Annotated in this window: 11 protein-coding genes; 1 reads left to right on the forward strand and 10 read right to left on the reverse strand. The window is 46.6% G+C overall.

Going from position 1 to position 15,087, the window contains the following annotated elements; all coding sequences use genetic code 11:
• Window positions 1-191: 191 nt before the first annotated feature.
• From era to BLA28_RS15200, 8 genes are all read right to left on the reverse strand, one after another.
• The gene (gene era, locus BLA28_RS15165; protein WP_009252625.1) at window positions 192-1,130 is read right to left on the reverse strand and encodes a GTPase Era; all 939 of its coding nucleotides are present in this window, start codon (window positions 1,128-1,130) and stop codon (window positions 192-194) included.
• A complete protein-coding gene (locus BLA28_RS15170) occupies window positions 1,131-2,342 on the reverse strand; it encodes a DUF4349 domain-containing protein (protein ID WP_141702946.1) in 1,212 nt (403 codons plus the stop codon).
• Between the two features lie 58 nt (window positions 2,343-2,400).
• Window positions 2,401-5,319: an insulinase family protein gene (locus BLA28_RS15175; RefSeq protein ID WP_069158615.1), complete on the reverse strand. Its 2,919-nt coding sequence runs from the start codon at window positions 5,317-5,319 to the stop codon at window positions 2,401-2,403.
• A 151-nt stretch (window positions 5,320-5,470) separates the two neighbouring features.
• A complete protein-coding gene (locus BLA28_RS15180) occupies window positions 5,471-5,977 on the reverse strand; it encodes a GNAT family N-acetyltransferase (protein WP_069158051.1) in 507 nt (168 codons plus the stop codon).
• 246 nt (window positions 5,978-6,223) lie between these two features.
• The gene (locus BLA28_RS15185) at window positions 6,224-6,799 is read right to left on the reverse strand and encodes a biotin transporter BioY (protein WP_069158052.1); all 576 of its coding nucleotides are present in this window, start codon (window positions 6,797-6,799) and stop codon (window positions 6,224-6,226) included.
• A gap of 565 nt (window positions 6,800-7,364) precedes the next feature.
• The gene (locus BLA28_RS15190; RefSeq protein WP_069158053.1) at window positions 7,365-7,778 is read right to left on the reverse strand and encodes a hypothetical protein; all 414 of its coding nucleotides are present in this window, start codon (window positions 7,776-7,778) and stop codon (window positions 7,365-7,367) included.
• Window positions 7,779-7,829: 51 nt separating this feature from the next.
• Window positions 7,830-8,573: a hypothetical protein gene (locus BLA28_RS15195; RefSeq protein ID WP_069158054.1), complete on the reverse strand. Its 744-nt coding sequence runs from the start codon at window positions 8,571-8,573 to the stop codon at window positions 7,830-7,832.
• Window positions 8,574-8,637: 64 nt separating this feature from the next.
• Window positions 8,638-9,549, reverse strand: coding sequence for a rhomboid family protein (locus tag BLA28_RS15200; RefSeq protein ID WP_044962940.1), 912 nt, complete (start codon window positions 9,547-9,549; stop codon window positions 8,638-8,640).
• Between the two features lie 287 nt (window positions 9,550-9,836).
• On the opposite strand from BLA28_RS15200, the gene BLA28_RS15205 reads away from it, so the two are divergent.
• Window positions 9,837-14,084 carry a 2-hydroxyacyl-CoA dehydratase gene (locus BLA28_RS15205; protein ID WP_081330076.1) on the forward strand — a complete coding sequence of 1,416 codons (4,248 nt, stop codon included), beginning with the start codon at window positions 9,837-9,839 and terminating at the stop codon, window positions 14,082-14,084.
• A gap of 108 nt (window positions 14,085-14,192) precedes the next feature.
• Here BLA28_RS15205 and BLA28_RS15210 read toward each other — a convergent pair whose 3' ends face one another.
• On the reverse strand, window positions 14,193-14,459 hold the full coding sequence (locus BLA28_RS15210) for a hypothetical protein (RefSeq protein WP_069158055.1): 267 nt from the start codon (window positions 14,457-14,459) through the stop codon (window positions 14,193-14,195).
• Window positions 14,460-14,525: 66 nt separating this feature from the next.
• Entirely contained in the window at window positions 14,526-14,894 is a 369-nt protein-coding gene (locus tag BLA28_RS15215) for a hypothetical protein (protein WP_009252611.1), read from the reverse strand.
• Window positions 14,895-15,087: the final 193 nt, after the last annotated feature.

The raw sequence follows: 15,087 nt of genomic DNA on the forward strand, positions 1-15,087 counted from the left end.
CCTACGTCTTTTTGCGCATCATGTACTGCATATTTCAGATAATCTTCCACTTTTCCTGTAACTGCAAATTGTTTCCAGCTGTTTAAATCGCTCATCCTTCACCCAGTCCTCTTCTGTTTTCCGAGAGCTCCAGGCTCCCTATTTCGTACTAGAAAAAAGTACACTAATAGGGTTTGCTTTTTTATTTTTTTCTATTCCGGGTCTTTAGGATTGTAGCCAAAATTTTTCAACAGGAAATCACTGTCACGCCAGTCTTTTTTTACCTTTACCCAAAGCTGCAGATTTACCTTGCACTGAAGCATATCTTCTATTTCAGGACGGGCTTTGCTGCCGATTGTCTTTAGCATCTGGCCGCCCTTGCCGATAATTATCCCTTTATGAGAATCTTTTTCACAGATAATGGTAGCCTCAATATCTGCAATATTTTTCCTGTATTTCATACTTTCAATAGCGACTGCTATACCGTGGGGAATCTCTTCATCCAGGCTCCTTAAGGCTTTTTCCCGGATCAGTTCCGCCACGATCTGCCTCTCCGGCTGATCCGTCACGGTATCCTCATCATAAAATGGCTGTCCATAAGGAAGATACTTCAAAATACAGGAAATCAGAGTATCCGTATTGGTCCCGCAGCGGGCGGAAACCGGAACCACCTCCGCAAAATCCAGTTCCTTCCTGTAGGTGTCAATAGCCGGGAACACATCGTCTTTTTTGACCGTATCCGTTTTATTGATAACAAGAATTACAGGGGTTTTTGTTTTTTTCAGCTGCTCAATAATATACCGTTCACCGGCACCTATATAGGTCGTTGGCTCCACCAGCCACAAAATAACATCCACATCCCGAAGCGTGCCCTCCGCAGCCTTCAGCATATAATTTCCCAGCTTGTTCTTGGCCCGGTTGATTCCCGGAGTGTCCAGAAATACGATCTGGCCTTCCTCCGATGTATATACAGCCTGGATCCGGTTACGTGTTGTCTGCGGCTTATTGGAGGTGATGGATATTTTCTGTCCAACCAGCCGGTTCATCAGAGTGGATTTTCCCACATTTGGCCTGCCAATCAGCGTGGCAAAACCCGATTTATACTTTTCATTCAGCGGCCTTCCGGCGGCGAGCAGTTCCTCTAAATCCATTTATTGTTTCTCCTCAGCTTTTTGGGGTTCTTTATTTTCCGGTTCTTTTTCTTCCTGTTTTTTCCCTGCGTCCGGAACAGCAGGTTCAGCCGTATTCGTTTTTCCGGCGGGTTCAGCGTTTAAGGCTCCGTTGCCGGCGGGCATCCTGTCCGCACCCGGATTCTGCCCGGCTCCCTGCATGGGTCCCCGGGGCGCTCCCTGAGGTACAAATCCCGGTCCGGGACCGTAAGGGGGCCTGCCTGTCGGCTTATAGGGCACACCATATTTTTTCCGGTTTTCCTCTTCCCTCTTCCGGTTGAAACGAAGGATAATTTTTATAATTATTACGGCAACAACAATGATAATAGCAAATACAAAGAGAACCGGCAAGGAAATTATGAAACCGATACAAAATTCTTTGAGGCCGTGTCCTACATGATACATATTCTCGGAAAAACCAATGCGTATACGTTCCCAGGTTCCCTTTTCCTCCGGAGGAGTCAAACGGGTTACTTCATTTATGTACAGATATACGGTACTGTAATTTACCTGATTATCCATGGTACGCAGCTGGGCTTCCATGCTTTCCAGCTGATAGCGCACTTCCGTAAGGCGGCTCTCTATAGTGATGATATCTTCCATGGTTTCCGCTTTTTCCATCAGTTCAAGCAGCCTTTTCTGTTCTTCCTCCAGCATCTTTTTATGGCTTTCCAGATCCACATACTGCAAAGTAACATCATCTATGGATTCCTGACGGGAAACAACATTGGAAATCTCATTCACCCTGGACACAAATGCCTCCAGATTCTCCGCAGGAATACGCAGCGTCAGATTGGCACTGCGGCGTCCGATACTGTTTTCATTATAGGAATTAAACTGTTCTATATACCCGTTAAGAGCCTTTACCTTATCCTGAACGGCAGCTACCAGAGTGCTGTAATCTTCCGTTTCCACAGTCATGTCTACATTTTTGATGAGTTTTCTGCCATGTGCGGCCGAATTATCAACCTCAACCGAACCGCCTTCTCCGCCGGCGGCCTCTTCCGGGGCGGCTGCTTCCCCATCATAAGTATAATTGGAATATACGCCGCCGGAATCATAGGCAGCGGGCGCTTCCGCAACAGAAGAGTTCTCATAAGAAGCCGACTTGGAGCTGCTTCCGCAGCCCGCCAGCATCACAGCCAGCAGGCAGAAGCTGATAAATAACCCGGCAATTTTTGTCTGTTTTTTCATAATACCTCCTGCCCGCTGAGGCGGGCTGTCTGTGCGTTTGGGCTGCAGCTTTTTCCTGTTAATACAGGTTCTCCAGCACGTCAAACATTTCTTTATCTTCCTTCAGCCTGTTGTCATTTCCCACAACACACAGGCAGTCATCCTCCATGAATGCCCTGATAACAGCAGCAAGGGAACGGATCGTATTTACATCTGCCCCCAGAAGCTCATCTCTTTCCCTCTGATAATCCTCATAGGTCTGGTTGGTAAGATAAGAACTCATGCCCCGAAGGCCTTTGGCTGCCGGATTCAATGGCGTATCCAGTTCGCTGACAGCACCGATAATATACTGGGTCATGGTTCTTTCATCTCCATCAAAGGCTTCTATAAAATCAGCCGCCTTTTCATAGGCCTCCACCGTGCTCTTCAGATTCGGATCTCTGTAGGAAACGAAATAGCTGTCCCCGCTTTTCCCGAATGCACACATGCAGCCATAGGCTCCGCCCTTTACTCTTATCTCCTGCCACAGATATTCATAGCTCATCATAACCTTTAATACCTTCAGAGCGCCGGTATAGGCCAGTCCCTTGTTTATAAAATTACCGGCCCGGCATACATACTGTACCTGGGATGCGGAAAGAAAGCCTTCATTCCTCTTTACCGGTTCAATTACGAAAGGTTTGGTCTCCACCGGTTCCTTATAAAGAGCTTCCTTCACCTGTCCGGCCAGCGCAATGAATTCCTCATAGTGATCCTCTGTGCCCACATAATCCAGCATCAGATTCTCCGGACGGAAAATGCAGCGTACCAAAGCCTCCAGCTTATGCTGCAAATCTTCCCTGCGGCTGTCGAAATTCTTTTCCAGATCTGCCACAAGACGATAAAAAGGCATCCCGTTTACCTGCTCCTGGATAGCCGCAGGCCTTGAGAAATAAGACATAGCACGGCTTGCCGCCACGGAATGGCCGGAGGAAATCAGATTGGACTGCAGTCTTGACTTTAACTCCGCCAGAATTTCATAAAGCCGTTTGCCGTCATCAAATTTGGATTTCAGCATAATTTCCTCTACGAGCTGTACTGTCCTGGGAAGATTGTCCTCCAGAGTCTTTGCCTTCATTTCGAAGGTAACAAGACAATCCGACAGATTACGGGCATTGGTAAAGAAATTGGTAACCGACGTGATTCCTCCGGTTTCCATATTTATTTCATGGAACAATTCTCCGTAGGTGAAGTTTTCCGTATCCACATAACCAAGAACTGATTTCAAAATACCGATATACGGGAAAAGCTCCTCCGGAACCTGCTTCACATCAAACAGAAAACGGAAATAACTGATATGGTTCGTGAAAATATCATGATACATAACCGTAGTATCTCCGGTTTTCCGGATTTCGTTTACAAGAGGCTCTGCCTCCTTACGGATATCCTCTCTCTTCAGAAGAGGTATCGTTGCCAGGGCTTCTTTGGAATCCGGCGTTTCCTGATATTCCAGCAAGGCATGGGTTTCCTCCACAACCTCCTGTATCTGTTCGCTGCCGAAGCTTTCTTTCAGTGCTGCAAGCTTCTCTGTCAATATCCTGTCCCGTTCCTCGGCAAGGCCTTTCCGGGGCGCCAGGGTAAGAATACCTTTGTGCGTATTTTCAAGCATACATTCCCGGATAAGTTCTTCAAAATAAGAAGTTTCCGCTTTTTCCCGAAGCTTTTTATAGGTTTCCCCTGCCTCAATATGGATAAAAGGCTTTGCGTCATCATATAGCCAGCTGTCCAGAACCTGGAGTCCATACATGAGCCCTGCCGGATAAGAACCGAAATCCGCTTCCCTGTACCGGAATTCATAGAAATTCAATCCTGCGCGCAGCGCTTTTTTATCAATTCCCTTCTGGGAAAGTCTCCGCAAATTCTCTTCTATACATTCTACAAATTCAGCCTTCCGATCCAGATTGGCATTCTTCGCCACTATGGTAAAATAGGACTGCCGGATGCCGCTTTCATAATAGCTGTAAATATCCTTTCCGATCCCCTTATCCAGAAGAGCCTGCTTTAAAGGCGCTCCCGGCGCGCTGCAAAGAGCATAATCCAAAATCTGGAAAGCGATATACCTTTCCCGATCCAGACTGTCTCCCACTACTATATTATAAGTAAGATAGGTATTGTCCTCCTCCGGCTCGCTTTCCGTGATGGGATAAAACTTACCAGCCTCCGCACAGGCCTCAAACGGAGCCTGTACTCCGATTTCCGAATCCACTGTAATTCTGTCAAAATGAGACAGATACGCCTCATCCAGATATTCCAGCTTTTCCGCCATATCCATATTTCCGTACAGATAAATATAACTGTTGGAGGGATGATAATATTTTCTGTGGAAATCCAGGAACTGCTCATAGGTCAGATCCGGAATAGCCTCCGGATCCCCGCCGGATTCATTGGAATAGGACGTATCAGGAAAAAGAATATTCGTTATTTCCCTTTCCAGCACATCATCCGGTGAAGAAAAAGCACCCTTCATTTCATTATATACCACACCATTGATGCTCAGCTCATCTTCAGGGCTTTCCATCTCATAATGCCAGCCCTCCTGCTCAAAAATCTTAGGTTCCTTATAAATATTAGGATAAAACACCGCATCCAGATACACATGCATCAAATTCTGGAAATCCTTATCATTACAGCTGGCGACAGGATATACAGTCTTATCCGGATAAGTCATGGCATTCAGAAAAGTATTCAGGCTCCCCTTTGCCAATTCAATAAAAGGATCCTTTACCGGAAAATCCCGGCTCCCTTCCAGTACGGAATGCTCCAGAATATGGGCAACCCCCGTACTATCCTCCGGCGGCGTACGAAAACCGATATAAAAAACCTTATTTTCATCATCATTGGAAAGCAACGCTATCCTGGCTCCGCTCTTTTTGTGCTCCAGAAGATAACTCATAGAGTTCAAATCTTCTATTTTCTTTTTTTCAACGAGTCTGTAGCTTGTCATTTCTTCAATTTTCATGTAACCATATCTCCTGTCTCTATTTACCCATTCCGGCTCCCGGCACATAACCTTCCCTGGCAGAATCCGGTAATATTTTATAAGTATATCACTTTTCCGATGTTTTATAAAGATTATTCGCCAAGACTCTTCTATCCCGCTGAAACCGTGATTATTCAGCCAGACTTCTCTGCATCACAACCGCAATATAATCCCCCTTATCAACCTCAGCCCCGGTCTTCGCAAATCCGTTCTTCTTCCAGAATGCTTCACTCTGCGGATTTCCCTTTGCATAGGCCAAACGTACAAACCGATACCCCTGATTCCTGATAAAATGAAAACTTTCATTCACAATCTCAGTGCCTGTCCCTTTTCCCTGCTCAGCCCGGGACATCATAAAAAAGCCAATATACGCAGTATGACTATCCGGATAATTAAACACCACGTCCATTACCGCGGCTAACCGGTTTTCCCTAAAAAATCCAACATAAAACTTATCCTCAAAGGTTTTCCCCGGAGGCAAAGCTGTCATATCATCAAGAACACTTTCCCTGGTCACAAACGGAGGACAAAATTCATAATACATCGGATTTCCTGCACATAACTCATATATAATATCCGCATCTTCCTCTGTCAATTCCCGCACCGCATACTTCCCGGACAATTCACCAATATTCATCCACCTTCCCCTTTCAAAGCCTCAAACTCCCGCCCCGTTCCACCCATTTATAATATCGATATCCTACCATACATCCCCGAATAAATCCACCCCGCCCTTTCCTCCGCATTTCCCTCCTCCTCTTATCCAACCACCCCTTGTATCCAGAAACCAGACAAAAACAAAACAAAAAAGAATGAAAAAACACGAATACCAAAACTCCGCATTTTTTCATTCCCAATCATCTTATCTATCCACATCACCCGATTACAGCTTCTCCAGCGTCTCCTTCTTAGGCGCCCCCTGAAGAATATCCGCACGGAACAGCTGCTTTCTTATCTGAAGCCCCAGCACAAAAGCAAAAGCCACCGAAACCACATCCTTAATCAAAAAAGGGACCGAAACAAGCAAAGCCGATTCTGCAAACCCCATCTTCATCAGCACCATAAACTGAAAAATACCCAACAGATGACAAACCGCCAATCCAACAATACCAAGCCCCCAGCCAACAACCTTATTCTTTATCTGACACCCCAATCCGCACAAAAGCGCCAAAAACAGGAACCCCCAAATAAATCCTCCCGATTTACCAAACAAAATCCCCAAGCCGCCTGCGAACCCCGAAAAAACCGGCACTCCCACAGCCCCCAGCAAAATATACACTCCCGCAGCCGCCATCCCCAGCTTCGCTCCCAAAACCACACCCGTCAAAGCAATAGCAAAAGTCTGCAAAGTAACCGGCACCCCCGAAGGCATAGGCAAAGCAACCTGAGCAAGCACCGCTATCACCGCAGCAAACATTCCCGTAATCACAATAGACCTCGTAGAAACTCTCTTCTCCATAACAACCTCTCCCTCTCCAGGGATTTCCTCCCTAATCTGAATTTAAAATTATAATCATAAAGGAAATCAAAAAAGACCCCCTCTCTACATTGGAAGTCTATCACGCGCCTTTTCAATTGTCAACTATTTATTTTTTTAGGTTAACATTTATCATAACCCTAGCTGCCCCCGCGCCAGGTGTCCCTCACTTCCTTCCCATTTCGGATTCCTCTGCCAGGGGATTTTGCCTCCGGCTGTTTTTGGTTCCCGGTCCGCCTGCGTATCATCTGTGTTGACGGCTGCATCTCAAAAAAAGGGAGCTGTTTCTTACTGTTTTAAACACATGCTCCACTGCCCGCCCTTAGCGGCGCTATCTGACGACCAAAGGGATGAGTTTAAGCCGCGTTGGCAGAGGAACATGGGTTAAAAACAGTAAGAAACAGCCCCTTTTTTTGTCTGCAGCCGTCAACACAGATGATACGCAGGCGGACCGGGAACCAAAAACAGCCGGAGGCAAAATCCCCTGGCAGAGGAATCCGAAATGGGAAGGAAACGGGACATCTGGCGCGGGGGCAGCGCAGCACCTTCACACAACAACTGCGCCCAGACCGAGCTTACTGATATGTACCTCCTCCACAATAATCGTATCCTTCTTTTCATGCAGTTCCTTACTGCCGACAATCTCCTCCACAGAGTACTCCCGGTTCACATACCCGGATTTTTTCCGTTTTTTACCGTCTGCCGTTTCCCACACACTCATTTTAAAACGTGCCTTCATCTTCTTATAGGCCTTAAAGGAAGCGCTGTCCTTCTCCATATAAAAGACATGATTCTCCGGAGTGGTATCCGGCGCAACCTCCGTCAGCATGACACGTATAATAATTTCCTTCAGCTTATGAGGAACATTCTCATCTTCCATGAGCTCCTCATAGGTGCTTCTGGCCCCCAGATAAATATTTGTCAAATCCTGAATGATATATTTGAAATCCTGATCCGCCATTTTTCCCTCTGTTCTTTTCTATCACTTTTTTAAAAGTTCCAAATTCGCTTCTTACGCATTTGAGGTATTGATATCTTCTATATTATCTCCGGAAAACTGTACGGCTTCCATGATTTCCATCAATGTCATACCGGTTTCATCCGCCAGCTCCTGCATTGTCACCTTGCGTCCCAGGCTTTCCGCCAGTTCTTTTGCCTGTTCAGCTACCTGGTTCACTTTTTCGGCCATTTTATTGCCGGTTTCCTTTTCCTGGACATTGAGGGCTATATAACTCTCCATCGCTTCCATAATCATGCTTCCGAGCATGCCCTGGGCATCTGCAATATCTCCTGCCGTTTCCAGCATTTCCACCGCCATGGCAAGAGCTACATTCCCTTCTCCGATTAAATCCTCCAGAAGGGCCCCCTGTCCGGCATACAGCTTGGATATATCCACTACCTGAGGCAGATAGATTTCAATTAATTTCTGTTTGGCATCATAATCGCCCGCCATAGCGGAGAGCGTTATCGCTTCTCTTTCTCCCGCCGAGAGCTCCTCCAGCAATTCCAGGCTTTCCAGATAGGTATCCAGATAATTGATCTCCTCAGCAGACAGATAATCCTCCGGCTGCAGAGGCTCCCCGATGCCGATCTTCTGCTCTTTCAGATATTCAAATACCATTTCCAGTTGTTTTTCATCAAAGCCAAGAGGGAGAAAGGCTTCCTTCACCTGCTCCCTGCCTACACAGTTTCCCTGATTTTTAGCCAGGCGCTTGATTTCCTCCAGTGTATTTGCAAATTGCTGCTCCTGATTCATTCCTTCTTCCTTCCTGTCCGGGTATATTTATATTAAACTTTTCCTATTAGAAACCTTACCAGTCTTAATACCTGCCTGCTTCATGAGGCGGCTTGATATGCTCATGGGTATACAGATGATACTGGCAGTATTCATAATTTCCATAACATTTGGAGCAGAAACGGAATTCCAGCGTGGGATCATCCTTTTCGGTTCTGCCGCAGATCGCACATTTATGTTTGGTAATCCCGGAGGGGGCATGAGTCTGCTTTTTGAAATCATGTCTCCGTTTCATCTGCTTCGGCGACATGTGGATATGGTTTCTGCTGGTCAGGAAGAATACAACAAAATTGAGTAAGGAAGAACCGATAACAAACCAGGTTACCATTCCTCCGGTGAGGCATTCAAACACCAGCATGGCTCCGTAAACGATCCCCAGCCATTTCACCTTGATAGGGATGATAAACATAAGCAGAACCTGCATTTCCGGAAAGGTTGCCGCATATGCCAGGAATATGGACATATTGATGTAGTAGGTACTGAAGGAGCCAAAATATACATGGATTCCGTTGCTTAAGGAATAGATAGTCTCCGTTCCCAACGCTAACGGCTGCGCGCCTATAAGCAGGCAGTAAAGGAACAGAATGATACTTCCGGCAATTGTAAAAATCATACCTAAAAACAGGTAAAGATTGTACCGGTATGTTCCCCATGTCCGCTCCAGCTGTGTTCCGATGGAGTAATAAAACACCAGCATTATCAATGTAAAAAACAAATTGGAGGAACTTGGCGGTATCAGAATCCATGTAAAAAGCCTCCAAACCTGTCCATGAAGAAAAATTTCAAAGGGATCCAGGGTCAGATATCCCAAAAAGGCAGGATAGATCAACGAGATCAAATATCCTACCGCATAGCATATAATCAAATACAATGAGATATTCGGTATGGCATATTTACCGAATTTTCTTTCGAATTTCGTGGAAAAACTGCTTCCCATACTAATACTCCTATCTGCGGTTCACGCGGTTTCATTAATGAGTCTGTGCTCTTAAATATTGCTTTCCCTGCCTCAGAATGGTAAGCAGCCTAAGCGAATATATTCTATCATTTAGCTTGGAAAAAGTAAACGGAAGTATGCCGGAATTCATAAATGTTATAAAAAGTTTAGAAATTGCCAAATTTTTTTTAACATCATCTTTGGTTGCTTTTGCGCGACTGCTGTCGTATAATGTAAAAAGTTGTTCAAAGATACATTTTAATAAGTAGAAAGGGCGTTTTTACCATATGAATAATGCAATGAATTATACTCTGGGAATTGACATTGGTTCCACAACAGTCAAAATTGCTATCCTGAATGAGGCCCATCATATACTTTTTTCCGATTATAAAAGACATTTTGCCAACATTCAGGAGACCCTGTCCGAGCTGTTAAAAGACAGTCTTTCCCAATTAGGAAATATTACCCTTCATCCCATGATTACCGGATCCGGCGGGCTTACGCTGGCCAACCATCTTGGCGTGCCTTTTGTCCAGGAAGTTATCGCTGTATCCACCGCCCTTCAGGATCTGGCCCCGCAGACGGATGTTGCCATCGAGCTGGGCGGCGAGGATGCCAAAATCATTTATTTCGAAAACGGGAATGTAGAGCAGCGAATGAACGGTATCTGCGCAGGCGGTACCGGTTCTTTTATTGATCAGATGGCCTCTCTGCTTCAGACTGATGCGGCAGGGCTTAATGAGTATGCCAAAAACTATAAATCCCTGTACACCATAGCCGCCAGATGCGGTGTATTTGCCAAATCCGACATTCAGCCCCTTATTAATGAAGGAGCCACCAAAGAGGATCTCTCCGCTTCCATTTTTCAGGCTGTGGTCAACCAGACGATAAGCGGACTTGCCTGCGGTAAGCCAATCCGCGGACATGTCGCCTTTCTGGGCGGTCCGCTTCATTTTCTTTCCGAATTAAAGACCGCTTTTGTACGTACGCTGAAGCTGGACGAGGAGCATACGATTGAAGCGGATAATTCCCATCTGTTCGCCGCTATCGGTTCCGCCTTAAATGCAAAGGAAGAGGTTTTTGTCACGTTAGAGGAAATGGTGCAGAAGCTGTCCTCCGGCATTAAGATGGAATTTGAAGTGGAACGAATGGATCCTCTCTTCTCTTCCGATGAAGAATACGAATTCTTCCGCACCAGGCATGACAGCCATTGCGTGAAAACCGCATCTCTGGATGATTATGTCGGCAACTGCTATCTGGGGATCGATGCGGGAAGCACCACGACAAAGGTAGCCCTGGTGGGTGAAGACGGCTCCCTGCTGTATTCCTTCTACAGCAATAATAACGGCAGCCCGTTAAAGACTGCGATCGGAGCCATACAGGATATTTATTCCCAGCTTCCCCGCGGCGCCAGGATCGTCCGTTCCTGCTCTACCGGTTATGGCGAGGCTCTGATGAAAGCCGCATTCCTGCTGGATGACGGCGAGGTGGAAACCGTGGCCCATTACCATGCCGCCGCCTTTTTTGATCCGGAGGTTGATTGTATTCTGGACATCGGCGGCCAGGATATGAAGTGTATTAAAATTAAAAACGGAACGGTTGACAGCGTACAGCTGAACGAAGCCTGTTCCTCTGGCTGCGGATCCTTTATCGAAACCTTTGCCAAGTCACTGAATTACAGTGTGCAGGATTTTGCCAAGGCGGCGCTTTTTGCGAAACATCCCATTGATCTAGGAACCCGCTGTACCGTATTTATGAATTCCAAGGTTAAACAGGCCCAGAAGGAAGGCGCGGAGGTTTCCGACATATCCGCAGGCCTTGCTTATTCGGTTATAAAGAATGCATTATTTAAGGTAATCAAGGTATCTGATGCTTCTGAGCTGGGGAACCGGATCGTTGTTCAGGGCGGTACCTTCTATAATGATGCCGTGCTGAGAAGCTTTGAAAAAATTGCGGGCTGCGAGGCTGTCCGTCCCGATATCGCCGGTATCATGGGTGCTTTCGGAGCCGCCCTGATCGCCCGTGACAATTACAGCGCCGGTTATCAGACCACCATGCTGAACATCGACCAGATCAATTCCCTGGAGTTTGAAACGAGCATGGCAAAATGTAAGGGCTGTACCAATCACTGCCGTCTTACCATAAACCGTTTTTCCGGCGGACGCCAGTATATCTCCGGCAACCGCTGTGAAAGAGGGCTGGGAAAGCCTAAGAACCCAAGCCAGGTTCCCAACCTGTTTGAATATAAGCTGAAAAGGCTGTTTTCCTATGAACCGCTGTCGGCAGATAAAGCGGAAAGAGGACGTGTGGGGATTCCCCGCGTGCTGAACATGTATGAGAATTATCCGTTCTGGTATACCTTTTTTACAGAACTGAAATATCAGGTGGTTCTCTCCCCCAGCTCCACGCACAGTATCTATGAGCTGGGAATTGAATCCATCCCCAGCGAATCCGAATGCTATCCGGCCAAGCTGGCCCATGGACATGTATCCTGGCTGATTAAACAGGGCGTTGACTTCATCTTCTATCCCGCTCTCTTTTACGAAAGAAATGAGACGCCGGATGCCAGCAATCATTACAATTGCCCTATCGTCACCTCCTATTCGGAAAACATCAAGAATAATGTGGATGAAATCGGCCGCGGCGAAGCAGTCCTGCGCAATCCATTTATGGCTTTCACTAATCTGGAAGTTGCCGAAAAGGAATTGATCAAAGAATTTTCCGAGCTGCCTGAAGAAGAAGTGCTCCGGGCGGCGGAAAAAGGCTGGGCGGAAATGACCGCTTCCAGAGAGGATATTAAGAGAAAGGGTGAGGAAGTCCTGTCCTACATGGAGGAAACAGGCACTCAGGGTATCGTCCTGGCGGGAAGGCCTTATCATCTGGATCCGGAAATCAACCATGGTATCCCTGAACTGATTACCTCCTACGGCCTGGCTGTCCTTACCGAAGATTCCGTATCCCATCTGGGCAAGCCGGAACGGCCCCTGATTGTATCGGATCAGTGGATGTATCATTCCAGACTGTACTCTGCTGCTTCTTTTGTCCGCACAAGGGACGACCTGAACCTGATTCAGCTGAATTCCTTTGGCTGCGGGCTGGATGCCGTTACCACGGATCAGGTAAACGATATTCTCACCGGTTCAGGCAAAATTTACACCTGTCTGAAAATTGACGAGGTAAATAACCTGGGGGCTGCCAGAATCCGTATCCGTTCCCTGCTTTCCGCGATTAAATCAAAGGAAAAGAAAAAGGAAAAACGGACCATCACCTCCACTGCCCTTCACAGGGTCATCTTTACGGAAGAGATGCGCAAAGATTATACTCTTTTGTGCCCGCAGATGTCTCCGATTCATTTTGAACTTCTGGAGGCGGCCTTCAACGCCTGCGGCTATCGTGTGGAGGTCCTTCCCAATGATAACCGGCATGCCATTGACATGGGGCTTAAGTATGTCAACAATGATGCCTGCTATCCTTCCCTGCTTGTAATCGGACAGATTATGGAAGCTCTTTTGTCAGGTAAGTACGATTTAAATAAGGTCGCCGTCATCATGTCCCAGACCGGAGGCGGCTGCCGTGCCACCAACTATGTAGGCTTCATCCGCCGTGCCCTTGCCAAGGCAGGAATGGAGCAGGTTCCCGTTATTTCCATCAATATGGCGGGAATCGAAAGCAATCCGGGCTTTAAGCTCAATCTGGATGTACTGCTGCGCGGTGTTTACGGCGCGGTATTCGGAGACATTTTCATGCGCTGCGTATACCGCATGCGTCCTTATGAAAAAGAATCCGGAAGCGTCAATGCCTGTCATCGTAAATGGGTGGAAACCTGTAAAGCTTTCGTGAAGTCAAAGCATCCCGGATTCCCCAAATTCTTCCGTTTATGCCGGGAGATCATAGAGGACTTTGACGCCATCCCTATTACCGATGAGATAAAGCCCAAGGTCGGCATTGTAGGAGAAATTCTTGTCAAGTTTGCCCCTGCCGCCAATAATCATCTGGTGGATCTTCTGGAATCGGAAGGGGCTGAGGCTGTAGTTCCTGATTTGCTTGATTTCATGTTTTACTGCTTCTATAACCAGCTGTATAAGGCGGAGCATTTGGGAACCAGCAAAAAATCTGCATTTACGGCCAAGGCCGGAATCAAAGCCATGCAGTGGGTGCGTTCCGGGGCTGCCAAAGCCTTTGAAAAATCCCGTCATTTCCATGCGCCGGCCAGGATTGACGACATTGCTTCCTATGCCGCTCCCATTGTTTCCATCGGCAATCAGACCGGTGAAGGCTGGTTCCTTACCGGGGAAATGGTGGAGCTTATTAAGACAGGCACCAGCAATATCGTATGTACCCAGCCGTTCGGATGCCTTCCCAACCACGTGGTCGGCAAGGGGGTAATAAAAGAGCTGCGCAAGCGTTATCCCAAATCCAATATTGTTGCCATTGATTACGATCCCGGAGCCAGTGAAGTTAATCAGCTGAACCGGATCAAGCTGATGCTCTCCACCGCACAGAAAAACCTGCAGAAGGAACAGCATCCTGAATAAAGTTACTGCATTATGTGCCTGCAGGCATCAGTCAAGGCACAAAAAAAGGCTGTCAGTATCAAGCTGGCAGCCTTTTTTGTGTCCTTAAAGAACCTATTGCGGTAAAAATTATATCTTTGCTTCGGCTCTCATCTTCTTCCCGGCAGCACGGGCTTCCGCCTCTGCTTTATGCCTTTCATCGGCTGCTGCCTGTTCCCTGGCTATCCTCTTCTTCGCATCCTCAATGGACTCACCCTCATGAGTCAGGTATTGATCGACGAACTTATCCTCAATCTTCGTATAAGTGCCCACAACACGATTCTCAATCCCCTTATAACCGTTTACCACGGTTTCTGCAATTTTTTTGTTTGCTTTTATTAATTTCGATTTAGCCATTACAATTTCCTCCTGGTGTTTGTAAACTTTTTGATACAGCATATATCCTGACAAAACAGCTCTGCTTTACTTAATCCCCTTACAAATCGGGATGAGGCACAGAAGCAATACCATACCGGCAAGGCCTGCGAAAATACCGGGAACCAGCAATTCCCAAACCATAACCATGCACATGCCTGTGCCGAATGCCAGGGCTCCGGCAATTCCGAGAAGCATCGTACCGATTGCCTTACCGTTCAGCCGAATGGCCGGTTTTCCTTCCATCCTGCGGCGGACAATCAGCATGGCCAGTAATACAACAGCACCAACAATACCGATTACAACGCCCTGTGTGAAAGCATTCCACTGGGGAAGCAGACACATACACATTCCGATGGCAAATAAAATCCCGCCGATGGTACTCATAATCATAGATACAAAATTTTTCTTTTTCATAGTTTTTATCCTTTATTATTTTTTATTTGGCTTACTTCTTTTTGATAATAACAGCTACTGCAGCAATGATGACAATGACAACAGCAGCAATGATAATCTTACTCGTCATTCAGACATCCTCCCTTCTTCAGAATTGGTCTTGCTTTCTTTGATGACTCTATATTACAAACGTTTTATGTGTATTTTGCTTGAA

The sequence above is a fragment of the Eisenbergiella tayi genome, from assembly GCF_001881565.1.
In the GTDB taxonomy this organism is placed as follows: Bacteria; Bacillota; Clostridia; order Lachnospirales; family Lachnospiraceae; genus Eisenbergiella; species Eisenbergiella tayi.

What these genes read in the sequence shown, in the direction of transcription:
- BLA28_RS15205 (WP_081330076.1), top strand. Translation starts at nt 9,837, where the DNA reads ATGAATAATGCAATGAATTATACTCTGGGAATTGACATTGGTTCCACA.
- BLA28_RS15210 (WP_069158055.1), bottom strand. Translation starts at nt 14,459, where the DNA reads ATGGCTAAATCGAAATTAATAAAAGCAAACAAAAAAATTGCAGAAACC.
- era (WP_009252625.1), bottom strand. Translation starts at nt 1,130, where the DNA reads ATGGATTTAGAGGAACTGCTCGCCGCCGGAAGGCCGCTGAATGAAAAG.
- BLA28_RS15215 (WP_009252611.1), bottom strand. Translation starts at nt 14,894, where the DNA reads ATGAAAAAGAAAAATTTTGTATCTATGATTATGAGTACCATCGGCGGG.
- BLA28_RS15180 (WP_069158051.1), bottom strand. Translation starts at nt 5,977, where the DNA reads ATGAATATTGGTGAATTGTCCGGGAAGTATGCGGTGCGGGAATTGACA.
- BLA28_RS15170 (WP_141702946.1), bottom strand. Translation starts at nt 2,342, where the DNA reads ATGAAAAAACAGACAAAAATTGCCGGGTTATTTATCAGCTTCTGCCTG.
- BLA28_RS15175 (WP_069158615.1), bottom strand. Translation starts at nt 5,319, where the DNA reads ATGAAAATTGAAGAAATGACAAGCTACAGACTCGTTGAAAAAAAGAAA.
- BLA28_RS15190 (WP_069158053.1), bottom strand. Translation starts at nt 7,778, where the DNA reads ATGGCGGATCAGGATTTCAAATATATCATTCAGGATTTGACAAATATT.
- BLA28_RS15195 (WP_069158054.1), bottom strand. Translation starts at nt 8,573, where the DNA reads ATGAATCAGGAGCAGCAATTTGCAAATACACTGGAGGAAATCAAGCGC.
- BLA28_RS15185 (WP_069158052.1), bottom strand. Translation starts at nt 6,799, where the DNA reads ATGGAGAAGAGAGTTTCTACGAGGTCTATTGTGATTACGGGAATGTTT.
- BLA28_RS15200 (WP_044962940.1), bottom strand. Translation starts at nt 9,549, where the DNA reads ATGGGAAGCAGTTTTTCCACGAAATTCGAAAGAAAATTCGGTAAATAT.